This is a genomic window from Bacillus sanguinis (genome assembly GCF_018332475.1).
In the GTDB taxonomy this organism is placed as follows: domain Bacteria; phylum Bacillota; class Bacilli; order Bacillales; family Bacillaceae_G; genus Bacillus_A; species Bacillus_A sanguinis.
Genome location: NZ_BOQB01000253.1, coordinates 1 through 12,594, shown reverse-complemented (window position 1 = coordinate 12,594; position 12,594 = coordinate 1). Strand labels below are relative to the sequence as shown.

Annotated in this window: 10 protein-coding genes; 7 read left to right on the top strand and 3 right to left on the bottom strand. The window is 35.0% G+C overall.

What is annotated here, in order from left to right; all coding sequences use genetic code 11:
* The first annotated feature begins 87 nt into the window (after positions 1-87).
* The 3 genes from KI369_RS22935 (at position 88) to cuyA (ending at position 4,307) form a co-directional block, all read left to right on the top strand.
* Entirely contained in the window at positions 88-1,629 is a 1,542-nt protein-coding gene (locus KI369_RS22935) for a serine hydrolase domain-containing protein (RefSeq protein ID WP_212957505.1), read from the top strand.
* A gap of 197 nt (positions 1,630-1,826) precedes the next feature.
* The gene (locus tag KI369_RS22930) at positions 1,827-3,059 is read left to right on the top strand and encodes a DUF4073 domain-containing protein (RefSeq protein WP_212957504.1); all 1,233 of its coding nucleotides are present in this window, start codon (positions 1,827-1,829) and stop codon (positions 3,057-3,059) included.
* A gap of 252 nt (positions 3,060-3,311) precedes the next feature.
* Positions 3,312-4,307, top strand: coding sequence for a D-cysteate sulfo-lyase (cuyA, locus tag KI369_RS22925; RefSeq protein ID WP_212957503.1), 996 nt, complete (start codon positions 3,312-3,314; stop codon positions 4,305-4,307).
* Positions 4,308-4,469: 162 nt separating this feature from the next.
* Here the strand turns inward: cuyA and KI369_RS22920 are convergent, their stop codons facing one another.
* Positions 4,470-4,760, bottom strand: a complete 291-nt coding sequence (locus KI369_RS22920; RefSeq protein WP_212957502.1) for a hypothetical protein — start codon at positions 4,758-4,760, stop codon at positions 4,470-4,472.
* Between the two features lie 68 nt (positions 4,761-4,828).
* On the opposite strand from KI369_RS22920, the gene KI369_RS22915 reads away from it, so the two are divergent.
* The 4 genes from KI369_RS22915 (at position 4,829) to KI369_RS22900 (ending at position 10,227) form a co-directional block, all read left to right on the top strand.
* Positions 4,829-5,251 (top strand): YhfM domain-containing protein, encoded by a 423-nt coding sequence (locus KI369_RS22915; protein WP_212957501.1) that lies wholly within the window; start codon positions 4,829-4,831, stop codon positions 5,249-5,251.
* Positions 5,252-6,188: 937 nt separating this feature from the next.
* The gene (locus KI369_RS22910) at positions 6,189-7,634 is read left to right on the top strand and encodes a L,D-transpeptidase family protein (RefSeq protein ID WP_212957500.1); all 1,446 of its coding nucleotides are present in this window, start codon (positions 6,189-6,191) and stop codon (positions 7,632-7,634) included.
* Positions 7,635-8,727: 1,093 nt separating this feature from the next.
* The gene (locus KI369_RS22905) at positions 8,728-9,858 is read left to right on the top strand and encodes an RNA-guided endonuclease InsQ/TnpB family protein (RefSeq protein WP_212957499.1); all 1,131 of its coding nucleotides are present in this window, start codon (positions 8,728-8,730) and stop codon (positions 9,856-9,858) included.
* Between the two features lie 153 nt (positions 9,859-10,011).
* The gene (locus KI369_RS22900; RefSeq protein WP_001104091.1) at positions 10,012-10,227 is read left to right on the top strand and encodes a hypothetical protein; all 216 of its coding nucleotides are present in this window, start codon (positions 10,012-10,014) and stop codon (positions 10,225-10,227) included.
* Positions 10,228-10,419: 192 nt separating this feature from the next.
* On the opposite strand, the gene KI369_RS22895 is transcribed toward KI369_RS22900, so the two are convergent.
* Both KI369_RS22895 and KI369_RS22890 read right to left on the bottom strand, forming a co-directional pair.
* Positions 10,420-11,793, bottom strand: coding sequence for a sensor histidine kinase (locus KI369_RS22895; RefSeq protein ID WP_212957498.1), 1,374 nt, complete (start codon positions 11,791-11,793; stop codon positions 10,420-10,422).
* Positions 11,790-12,464: a response regulator transcription factor gene (locus tag KI369_RS22890; protein ID WP_212957497.1), complete on the bottom strand. Its 675-nt coding sequence runs from the start codon at positions 12,462-12,464 to the stop codon at positions 11,790-11,792. Before KI369_RS22890 ends, KI369_RS22895 begins: the two co-directional genes overlap by 4 nt.
* Positions 12,465-12,594 lie beyond the last annotated feature (130 nt).

Here is a 12,594-nt window from a genome sequence, read left to right as displayed (position 1 = left end):
TAAGTAATAAAAATCGATAGAACTAGATATGTTAATGAGATATTCTGATTTTTGGATAGAATATTCTGAAAAAAAGGGGTGGGGCAAATGAAGAATAGACAAAAAGCATCGATATTATGCAAAGGTATTTTATGTTTAATTATTTGTATGTTAATTACGAATGAAGTGTGGTTTATGAAAGTAGCGAGGGCAGAATCTGGTACATTGACTGATAGGAGTATAGAAAACTTTAAAAAAAAGCTGGATGAACAGGTACCAAAATGGCAGGAGAATTATGAGGTACCAGGGGTTGCAATAGGGATCGTACATGAGGGGCGTATTGCTTATAAACTTAACTACGGTTATGTAGATAAAAAGGCAAAAAAAGCGGTGAGTGATGATACTTTGTTTCAGGCTGGTTCCATATCTAAAAGTCTTACAGCGTGGGGCATCTTGCATCTTGTAGATGAAGGTCGTTTATCACTAGATGATCCCTTTGGAAAATATCTGACCAAATGGAAATTACCTAATTCAGAGTTTAATAATAATGAAGTCACGATCAGAAGATTATTAAGTCATACAGCAGGGCTGTCTGCACATAAAGGATACCTTGGGGTTGCAACAGGGAAACATCTTGATTCCATCCAGGAGTCTCTGTCTGGAAAAGGATGGCTTAATGAACCAGTGGAGGTTACCAATAAACCAGGTTCAGAAACAATTTACTCTGGTGGCGGATATACAATTTTACAACTTGTAATTGAAGAGGTTACCGGAATACCGTTTAATCGTTATATGGAAGAACAAATTATGAATCCTTTAGGAATGAAATCAAGCTCATTCTTACAACGTCCTGAAAATCCTAATCTTTCGAAAGTATATGGATATTTTGGAGAGGAGCTCCCTAGTTACCAATTTACCGAACAGGCTGCTGCAGGCCTCAAGACAAATGTTACCGATATGATGACATTGATACTTGCAAGCATGGATGCAAATAATAAAGGGAATGTTGTCATCAAAAGGGAACGTGTTGAAGAAATGCAAAAGCCAGTATTAGGGGAGAATGGTTTAGGTATATTTGAAAAAAAACTATCTAATCAATCGAAATTACTTTATCATTCTGGTGACAATCGAGGCTGGCATTCTTTTTATGGTTTCATTCCTAATACAAAGGATGGATTGGTAATCCTTACAAATGGTGAAGGTGGTATAGACTTACGACAGGATATTTACCACGCATGGATTGAATATGAAACGGGAAAATTACCTGAAAGTTACTTCTCTCTAGCTGAGCAGAGAAAAAGTAATTCCATTATATCAATAGTTATTGGAGCCATACTTAGTGTATATTTGCTGCTATTTGTGATTAGATTGTACAAAGGTAGAAGAACGTTCATTTTTAAGCAAGAGAAGAGATCCTACATCGGATTAATAGTTAGGACATTTTTACTTACTATTACTACTATCCTCGTATTTTGTACTGCCTATTTGTGGAGAGTTTTCAGCTTGAATTCCGGTAATACAATAAATTTTATTCTAATAATGGTATGGATTATAACATTATTAATTAGTGGATTGTTCCCGAAAATTAGAAGTAATAAAAAACAACGTATGAAACGAAAAGATTTAACATCAAAATTTACATGTATGTAATGTTAAAGGCTAGAAAGCTAGATTGACGCGAATCTCGAATTGTGGAGTACAATGAAAAGACAAAATCTCTTAAAAAACACTTAATTTTTTACCCAATCAACCTTTACAATCGCCCCCTATAATGTGAATTGGACAAGCACCTAAGAGAAAGCAGAATATGTCAGTTTGTACAATTATTTATTAGGGGGAGAATTTGTATGAAAAAGACAGTTGCTTCATTAGCTGTTATGGCGGCATTATTACCGACATTTTCAGCACATGCGGAAGGGAAAGGGCAAGTTCGAAAATCAGCTACAACTTTTAATGTTATTAGTGACATTCAAGGTGATTTAGGAGATTTTGATCACGTATTAAAAGATATGAATAAAGTAACGCCACTTTCTAGAGCACTTATTATGAATGGGGATATAACGCCAACTGGACAACAGTCCCAATATGATGATGTGAAGCTTGTATTAAACAAAAATAAGCATCCGGAGAATGTATGGTCAACTGTTGGGAATCATGAGTTTTATGCTGGTAAATGGACAGCTGATGGGAAGCTCTCTCAAAGTACATGGCCAAATGGTGTAACTGAGGAAACTTTATTTAACCGCTATCTGAAATTTAGTGGACAAGAAAAGGTATATCATAAAAAGGAATTAGACGGTTATCCGCTTCTATTTTTAGGAACTGAAAAATATATGAAATACCACGATTCAAAAATGTGGGATGAAGTATATATGAGTGATGAGCAATTAGGTTGGTTAAAACAAAATTTAGAAGAGTACAGTCAAAAAGATAAAAATAAGCCAATTTTCATTTTCTCTCATCACGTTTTACCTGATACAGTATCTGGATCAAGGCAATCGCCGTACTTACAAGATTATTTAAACGTCGATAAGTTGTACGATATATTAAAAGACTATCCGCAAGTTGTTTTCTTCACGAGTCATACACACTGGGATTTAAACTTGCCAGATTGGGCTGCTAAAAAGAAAATTGCAGGCGGAGATAAAAAAGGATTTACTGTTTTAAATACGGGCGGGATTGAAACTGGCTGGATGTCGGCTGGACCAAATGGCGGAGAGAAGACTGCTCCTGATGGCTCTTCATTTAAACAAGGGTTGCAAGTGAAAGCATATGGTAGCGATGTAATGGTGACAGCTTACGATTACAAACGTGATAAGGAAATAAAGAAATTATTAATTAGTGATTCGAAAATTGCACAAATGGCACCAAATGTAACGGCAGATGATAGTAAAAACGTAATTGTCGGTGCAACAGAATACATGGAGTACTCTATAGAAGGAACGGACGAGTGGCATACTTATAATCCAGGAAACCCGCCCAAATTTGACGGGGACAAAATCGTATACGTACGCCATAAAGGCGAAATGAATTTAGAACCAGGATTAACACAGTTACTCCGTTTTTCGGCAAATAAGTGATTGGTAAGGGCCTACTTTTTAAAGGGTGGGCTCTTTTTGTTTTGTTGTTTTTTGTCGGTAAGTCGATATATTTGAAAAATCGTCGGTATAAATTTCATGTACCGTATTGAAGATAAAATCCTTAATACAATTCCATTCACCAAAACCGAATTCCAATACATTTTTACCCCAGAAAGATGACTTCATCATTTTTACATGTAATAATAGTATCGTTACATACATTGTGAAAGAAGTACAAAAGGAGCGTTATTAATGAATTTAGCTAAATTCCCGAGAAAAAAATATACAGAGTCATATACACCAATTGAAAAATTAAACAATTTTTCTGAGGCACTTGGTGGGCCGACTATTTATTTTAAACGAGATGATTTACTTGGTTTAACAGCAGGCGGTAATAAGACGAGAAAGTTAGAGTTTCTAGTTGCGGATGCACAGGTAAAAGGTGCGGATACGTTAATTACAGCTGGTGGCATTCAGTCCAATCATTGCCGTCTAACACTGGCAGCGGCGGTAAAAGAAAAAATGAAATGTATTCTTGTATTAGAAGAAGGGCTTGAGCCAGAAGAGAAGCGAGACTTTAACGGAAACTATTTCTTATATCATTTACTAGGTGCTGAAAATGTAATTGTTGTACCAAACGGAGCAGATCTTATGGAAGAGATGCATAAAGTAGCAAAAGAAGTTAGTGAAAAAGGTAATACACCATATGTAATACCAGTTGGTGGATCGAATCCTACTGGTGCAATGGGATACGTTGCTTGTGCGCAAGAAATTATGGCGCAATCATTTGATCAAGGAATTGATTTCAGTTCAGTTGTTTGCGTAAGTGGCAGCGCTGGTATGCATGCTGGTTTAATTACTGGTTTTGCTGGAACACAAAGTAACATTCCTGTAATTGGAATCAACGTAAGTAGAGGAAAAGCCGAACAAGAAGAGAAAGTAGCAAAACTTGTAGAGGAAACGTCAGCTCACGTTGGTATTCCGAACTTTATCCCGCGTGAAGCTGTTACATGCTTTGATGAATATGTAGGACCAGGTTACGCTTTACCAACACCGGAAATGGTGGAAGCCGTACAGCTGTTAGCAAAAACAGAAGGTATTTTACTGGATCCAGTGTATACGGGTAAAGCAGTAGCGGGACTAATCGACTTAATAAAAAAAGGTACGTTTAATAAAGAAGACAACATTTTATTCGTACATTCAGGTGGTTCACCGGCGTTATATGCGAATACGTCTTTATTTGCGTAAGTGTAAAAGAGCATTGGGTATCCAATGCTTTTTTTGTTATATAATGGAAATGTTAGAGGGTGAGTATATGAGTTCAAACTTAAAATGGATTATATACACGGTTCTCGGCATTTCTATTTTACTAATTTCATTTGTGGCTTATGGGATTTATTTATATTTTACTTAAGTGAAATGGTAACCAAACCAAAGGAAAAATAAAATGATCACTGTGTTAAATAGAGTAAAACATAAAGCGATAATGGCTAAAAATTTCTTCTCAGTTCGGCTACAAAAAGAAATAACCGCTAATATAATTGCTATAAAAGCGGAACCTAATATGAAGTAGGCGAAAGGCAAGACATAGTCAACTCCAACTCTGTCTAAAATAGGTGCGAAGAGAAAGAGATTAAAAGTAACGAATATACTTACAATGAGAAACGTATAACTTTTCCAAGTGTATGTTTGTAACTGCATGGAACGAGACACTCCTTTCTCTTTATTTTACAAATTGAAATATTTTGTATTGAAAAGAGGGTATTAATATGAAATTTAGAAATTGGTCTCTAGTTATTATCAGTATCTGTATATTCATAATAACTGGCTGTTCAAATGTACTAGAAAATGAAGACCAAAGAATAGAAGTGCAAAAAAATATTGGTGATAATGAATATGAAGATCTTAATGTAGTGACAGATAATAATGAAGTGTTGCAAGTAAAGAAAATATTAAATGATACTACTTTTGAAAATAAAAAAGTGGAAATGTCTCGTCCAGCTGATTATCATTTCGTTTTTCAATTTAAAAATCCGAAAATAGAGGCGAAAGCTGTGCTGTATCAAATTTGGATAAGCACGAATAAGGATAAAGTGGAAATTAAGGCGGGGGATAATCGGTACGCTCACTTAGAAGGGAAACATGCAGCCACTTTGTTTCAAATCGTTACAGGGGAGAAGTTAGCTGAATAAACGTATATGGGGTTATAGGAATTCAGTTCGTATTTTGCATTTTGAGAGATACTTAGTTTTCAATAAAAATAGTTATCTTTTGATATTGGAATAAATATTGAGAATCGGATAAAATGGAAAGTGTAGATTGATTTGATGAGCATGAAGTTCTACACGTATTAATGCATCTTACGGTATCCATTAATCCGCCAATGAATGATAATACTAGGAAATATATTGTTTTTACAAAGATTCGATGTTATGTTTAATTTTCTTAATATAATATTTCTCTTATATAGGAGTGGCTATTTGAAGAAGTTAATAGTATTAGTTTTATTGGCTACATGCTGTCTCACTATAGCAGGATGTTCTAATAATAGGATTGTAACAAAGGATGAGTCTAAAAATTCAACACCTGTAAAGATTAAACGTATCAATAAAGCGTGGTACAAACATATATAATAGCTTAAAGAATTTTGAAATTGTTGATGATAAAGATTATAAGGTGAAATTAGTTATGCCGATAGTAAATGTTGTAAAGCGTGGCGAAAAGCAGGGAGCATGGTTTGCATTTAAATCTATAAAATATGAGGCATTAAAATATTCACAAAAAAGAGTCTATATATAGTCCTTTTTTTGTGGATATTTTTCATAGATAGTAGACTTCCTAAGGTGCTTTCCTCTGATTTGAACCATCCGAAAATTATTTTATCAAGTTAAGTAGTATCGTTTTTCAAAATTCGGCGAGTGCGAGGGGTACGTAATAGCTCGATTGGTGTGGTCGTTTTTCACTATATGTACCATCTTTATATATCTTTCTATTAAAAAATCTAACTTTAATCGATTAAATAGAATAAAAATTGGTTAAAACCAATGAAATTTCAGGAAAAATAAGGTACACTAATCAATGGTTTTGGTTTAAAATCAATTGACGTTTATGTATACGGGGGAAACATTGATGAACAATAATACAGTAAATGAATCTGTTGAAGAAGTTGAGAAAAAACGGGTAAGATCAAAAAAACGTTTTACAAATTGGAAGCTAATCGCTGCGGGTGGCGGTGTAATTGCACTTCTTATTGGGGGAATGAGTTATTATCAAGCAACTCACTTTAATTCGAATGTTACGATTAATGATACGAAGGTCGGTGGTTTGAGCGCTGATCAGGCAATACAGAAATTAAAAACATCTGGACTAGCAAATAAAGTCTATATTGATCAACAACAAATTTTAGATGAGCAAGATACAAAAACGGAACTAACGGAAAAGGATTTGCCACAAGTTAAGAAACTATTAAAAAGTCAGTGGACATTTTTCCCTTCCGCAAAGGAAAAAGATTATTCATTGTTACCGAAAGAAGCGGATCAGTATCGTAATGAAACGATGAAAAAACTTGTAGAAGAAAAGCTCGTTTCTATGAATGAAAAATTAAAAGCGCCTCAAGACGCTATGGCGAAGCTCGAACAAGGAAAGATTGTTATTGCGAAGAGCGTTGATGGAAAACAGTATGACATAACGAATCTATTAAAAGATTACGACAAGCAAAAGCATAAAAGTGAAATTCATCTAAAGTCCGCATACATACAGCCTATTAAAGAAGACGATCCGATTATTAAAAAAGAAGAAAAAGCATTACAAAATATTCTGCAGCAGTCTGTTGATTATAAAGTGCAGGATGAAGTGTATTCATTAAAAGCGAAAGATCTAATTCAAAATGCATCTATGTCAAAGGATATGAAAGTGACGATCGATGCGAGCGAAATTAAGAATAGGGTTGCTGAAATTAATAAGGCTAAATCTACATTACATAAAGACTTCGCTTTTAAAACACATTCTGGTTCGGTTATTTCAGTAAAGGGACAAGGATACGGCTGGGCGCTAGATGTGGAAAAAGAAACAAAACAAGTTCAACAAGCCTTTGAGAAAGGCGAAAAATCACTTTCTGCTTCTAACATTCACGGGAATGGTTGGGAGAAGGAAGGGATCGGTTATAAAACAACATCGAATAATGGTATCGGGGATACATATGCGGAAGTTTCCATTGCAGATCAACAAATTTGGATTTATAAAGATGGGAAATTGGTTGTCACTACAAATGTAGTAACGGGTAAACATAGCACGGGTGAAGATACATCACCAGGTGTATGGTACGTCTTATATAAACGAACTCCATACACGCTGAGAGGTAGCGCAGTAGGGAAAGCTGATTATGCAGTGAAAGTAGATTACTGGGTTCCATTCACAAATAGTGGTCAAGGATTCCATGATGCCGGCTGGCGAAAAGATTGGGCAAATAATGCTTATGTAACAGGGGGATCAGGTGGTTGTGTAAACCTTCTGCCTAACGTTGCAAAAACTGTGTATGATAGTTTGAACACGTATGATCCAGTTATTGTGTACTAATAGCTATTTTAGAAAGTAAACGAATAAACAAAGTAAGAAAGCTTACTTGATGTACATGAAAAAACACCTCTTGAATTCGCATGCAAATTTGAAGTGAACCCGAATAGTGGTACATGAAAAAAACACCTCCTGAATTTGCATACTAAGTATGCAAATTCAATGGAGGTGTTTTTCGTTTGAAGACAAGAGTTCATTACCCAGAAGAAACATATTGAAAAGAGATGGAGATGATAGGTATTTAAATAGTCAATAAAATTGACACTGAATATCATTTTCATTTATGATGGAATCGTCGCATGTAATTGGACAGGATTTTGTGAAAAAGTTTACTTTTTTTATTAATATAATAAATTTCTATTAAGCTGTCACATTCAAGAACTATCACTAAATTTTTTAAGAATTTAAACGTAGGAAAGGGTAACTAACTGTTACGATTTATTTAACCAATTATAACGAAAGTTAATTAAATATATCAGTAAGCCCTGCTAGTCAAGTGATTGGCTAGTAGTGAGGGTTAACCGCGGGCAATCCCTAAAGCTGATTGAACTACAACGTGGCTAGAAATGGCGAGCGTGAATGTTGCGAAAGCAGAAAAAATCAATCAGATGGTGTAAGGTTAAATCCTAAACATTAGAACAATGGGTCTTCCGCCTCGAATCATCTAAGTCAAAATGGATAAGATGAACGTTCAACGACTATCTCGTATAACTGACGAGAGTACACCACAAGCCTATGGTGGTGGAAAAATCCTCTATCTCTAAAGAGATAAACATATAGTCTGCGCTCATGTGAAAATATGAGAAGTTCATAAGAGAACTGGCTAAGGAATTGCGCCCTTAGTTGAACAAGATACATTTAATTAAATCTATCAAACTTCATTGAACTTGTCGAACGTATGTGCTATGTTAGATTCAATGAGGTGAGAATAATAATGAAATTTTCACGAGTTAGTCAAGTATCGGAATTAACAGGTTTGTATCCAAGTAGTCTTACGAGAATGCTGGTGGAACACGCTACGATTCAGAAGAACAAATCTTTCAGTATCTGAAAGGTGAGTGCCCGAATAATTGCACAGTAAAGGAGTAGGCTTCTGATGATATTGGCAAAGAAAGTTAGACTGATTCCAACGCCTGAACAAGAAAAAGTGCTTAGAAACCATGCTGGAGCTGCAAGATTTGCTTATAACTATTGTAAAAGAATGAGTGATAGATACTATAAGCTATTTGGAAAATCTGTTTCACAGTTAGCTTTACAGAAACGATTTACAAAGATCAAGAAGCGAAAGAGATATGAGTGGTTAAATGACATCAACGCACAAGTTCCTAAACAGGCTTCAAAAGATTTTGATACGGCGAGAAAACATTCGTTCAAAAAGTACAAAAATGGATATCACACTTCTTATAAATCCAAAAAAGATGTAATCCAAGGATTTTATGCCAATTATGAAAGACTGATTATAGGAAGGAAAGTCGTTCATATTCAGTCCATTGGGGAAGTGAAAACAAGCCAACAACTACCAAGAAACAAAAAACCATCCAATCCAAGAGTTACCTTTGATGGTCGTCACTGGTGGATGAGTGTAGGGTTCCAAGAAGATTTTGAATCCCAAGAACTAACGAATGAGTCGATTGGTGTGGATGTTGGTTTAAAAGAGCTTTTTGTAGCTTCTAATGGTATGAAAGAACGAAATATAAACAAAGATGCCAAGGTTAAAAAACTTTTGAAAAGGAAAAAGTCAACGCAAAGAGATATGTCTAGGAGATTTAAAAAAGGTGTAAAAATTCAATCTGCCGGATATGAAAAAGCGAAAGCTGAGCACCTGCGGTTATCTAGGAAAATTATGAATATCCGAAATAACCATATCCATCAAGCAACAGCTAAACTGGTGAAAACCAAACCAATGAGGATTGTTGTGGAAGACTTATCTATCTCAAACCTGTTAAAAAACAAAAAACTATCGAAAGCATTTTCCTTTCAAAAATTACACTTCTTCTTTCAATGTTTATCATACAAGTGCGAGAAGTATGGCATTGCGTATGTAAAAGCTGATAAATGGTTCGCTTCAAGCAAGATTTGCTCATGTTGCGGCGTTAAATACGACCATTCAGTTCAACCAGAAGGACAGTGGAGTTTAAAGATTCGTGAGTGGCGTTGTGCTTCATGCAATAGCCATCACGATAGGGATGTAAATGCTGCGATAAATTTATCAAGATGGGTAAAATAAATGCTTGATAATAGGAGGTAACGATACTGCCTCGTGTGGAGTGTTATACCCCTCGTCCCTTTGGGGCTGCGAGAACACGATGAAGCACTAACTTGTGTAAATTTGATTGAATTGTATAGATTTAGTTAAGTTTATCGTATCGGTAATATAAAAATGAACTGGAAAAAAGGCGGATTATGGATTATTATTTTTTTCATTGTAAAAGGTACGATTTCTACACTTTTAATCGTTACAGGTGCTAAATATTTTGATTTATCATTTATGCAACTTTTCGTACTAATACTAGTCTTATTACTGATTTCTCTCATAAGCCGAAAATTGCTGCATAGACATAAACAAAACAAAAAGCAAAAAGAGCTAAATATATAATAAAACCCCAGAGACCTTTGGATTTCTGGGGTTTTATTTCGATACTTTTTCGATATGCATATCAACTTAACAGAGCAGGTTGTCCAACATGATAAAATCCGATGCTGTATAAAATGTTTCAGTTATTTCTACATAAGGATTGAAGAGAGATTTTGAATCAATCTTTATTCGGAAGTTACAGATGCGCATAAATTATGCTCGTTTTTCAATTGGTAGTTTAAAGGTAAAAGTACTGCCTTCTCCTAATTTACTTTCAACCGTAATTTCTCCTCCGTGTAGTTCGACAATCCATTTTACCATCGACAAACCTAAACCTGTGTTTCCCGTGCTTGAAGATGTTCGTGCTGCGTCAACTCGATAGAAGCGGTCCCATATTTTCGTAATATGTTGCTCGCTGATGCCTATGCCATTATCGGAGACTTTACCTATTATGTTGGTTTCATCACGGAACAGTTGCATATGCACAGTGCCGTTCGTTTTGCTATAAGCAATCGCATTCGTTAGTAAATTCATTAATAAACGCATCATCAATGTTTGATCTGCTTTTATAAACAGGTCTTCTTCTATATGAGTTGTGATATCAATCGATGCTTCTTGAACCATAAATGAAAGCTCTTCTACAACGATTTCCGTTAATTCACTCATATTGATACATTCGAATTGAAAAGTACTATGGTTTCCTTGGTCAACTCTTGCTAATAATAAGAGTTGGGATAGTAGCGCGGACATTTTACGTGATTGCTTTAAAATTACTTCTAACGATTCTTCCATTTCTTTCGGATTATTTCTCTGTGATAAAGCGTATTCGCATTGCGAGATAATAACAGATGTTGGTGTTCTTAATTCATGAGATGCGTCAGATGTAAATTGTTTTTCACTTTCAAATGATGTCTCTAATCGCTCAAACATTTTGTCAAAAGTTTGTGCTAAATGATACATTTCGTCTTTCGGTGAACCTTGTAAATGAATCCTCTTCGAAAGGTCTTTACCATCACCAATTTTACTAGCTGAATCACTCATTTGTTGCACAGGTCGAAATGCTCTTTGCGTAATAAAATATCCTCCCACTGCGGCAATGAGAATAAGTAATGGAAATGAGATGAGTGTTACTACGATAAGTGTATTCATCGTTGATGATAATTGGCTCATAGTCATTATTCCACGAACCCAGACTTGCTCATCGCCGCCTGCATGATGGAGAAAATCATATACGATCCATTCTTTATTACCATCTTTAATGATTTGTATTTCATCGGATTTAAGCGATATCTTTTTATTAAAGCTTGTTGGACTATTTCCTACCAGCAGCTCACCTTGTTTATTATAAATGATGATATTTACTCCATCTTCTAAGGTTTCAAAATCATCATCCATCTTTAATTGTCCATGCTTGTACTCGATATCTTCCGTGCTTTCTTTTACTGTGCTCTTCAATTGATTTTTCATATTAAAAAGCAAAACTTTATCTGAAGAAGTTAAAATAAAAGCTAAAACGAGTGCCATAATAATTACAATTAGCCCCGTATACCACAGGGTTACTCTCATTTTTATTGATAGTCTTTTCATGATTCTACTCGCAATACGTAGCCAGTTCCTCGTACTGTATGAATTAACTTCGTTTCAAACTGGCTATCAATTTTTTTACGAAGATAGCGGACGTAAACATCAATAATATTTGAGCCACCTTCATAGTCGTAATTCCACACATGTTGCTCTATTTTATCTCGTGTCAACACAACTTCTTTATTACGAATCATATATTCTAAAATAGCAAATTCTTTACTGGAAAGAGTGATAACCTGGTCTCCTCTTGTTACCTTATGCATATTGCAATCCACCACTAGGTCCGCAATTTCAAACACATTAGATGTATTCCCTGTTTTTCTTCGCATTAACACTCGAATTCTTGCTAGTAATTCATCAAAAGCAAACGGCTTTACTAAATAATCGTCCGCACCTAAGTCGAGTCCTGTTACGCGATCATCAATTGTATCTTTAGCTGTAAGAAGCAAGACAGGAGTTGTATGATTATCCGCGCGTAATCTTTGTAATACTTGTAAACCATCTATTCCGGGAATCATAATGTCAAGCACAATTAAATCATAGGTAGCCATGTTAATATAATCCAAGGCATCTTCGCCATCCCCACATGCATCGACACTATAATGTTCTGCATGTAATCGTTTTACCAATATATTTTGTAAGTCTTGTTCATCTTCGACAATAAGAACTCGCATTAACATTCTCCTTTTTTCCTTATTTATATGTATCACTATAATTCCAAAACATTAAAGAAAGATTAGAAACGATTTAATTATATCATTTTATTTTTTTGTACATTAATCTTCCTTTAATGTTTGTTCAGTA

Bases quoted from the DNA above. Each gene is read 5' to 3' on its own strand.
- KI369_RS22930 (WP_212957504.1), top strand. From the start codon at position 1,827: ATGAAAAAGACAGTTGCTTCATTAGCTGTTATGGCGGCATTATTACCG.
- KI369_RS22920 (WP_212957502.1), bottom strand. From the start codon at position 4,760: ATGCAGTTACAAACATACACTTGGAAAAGTTATACGTTTCTCATTGTA.
- KI369_RS22905 (WP_212957499.1), top strand. From the start codon at position 8,728: ATGATATTGGCAAAGAAAGTTAGACTGATTCCAACGCCTGAACAAGAA.
- KI369_RS22890 (WP_212957497.1), bottom strand. From the start codon at position 12,464: ATGCGAGTTCTTATTGTCGAAGATGAACAAGACTTACAAAATATATTG.
- cuyA (WP_212957503.1), top strand. From the start codon at position 3,312: ATGAATTTAGCTAAATTCCCGAGAAAAAAATATACAGAGTCATATACA.
- KI369_RS22900 (WP_001104091.1), top strand. From the start codon at position 10,012: ATGAACTGGAAAAAAGGCGGATTATGGATTATTATTTTTTTCATTGTA.
- KI369_RS22915 (WP_212957501.1), top strand. From the start codon at position 4,829: ATGAAATTTAGAAATTGGTCTCTAGTTATTATCAGTATCTGTATATTC.
- KI369_RS22935 (WP_212957505.1), top strand. From the start codon at position 88: ATGAAGAATAGACAAAAAGCATCGATATTATGCAAAGGTATTTTATGT.
- KI369_RS22910 (WP_212957500.1), top strand. From the start codon at position 6,189: ATGAACAATAATACAGTAAATGAATCTGTTGAAGAAGTTGAGAAAAAA.
- KI369_RS22895 (WP_212957498.1), bottom strand. From the start codon at position 11,793: ATGAAAAGACTATCAATAAAAATGAGAGTAACCCTGTGGTATACGGGG.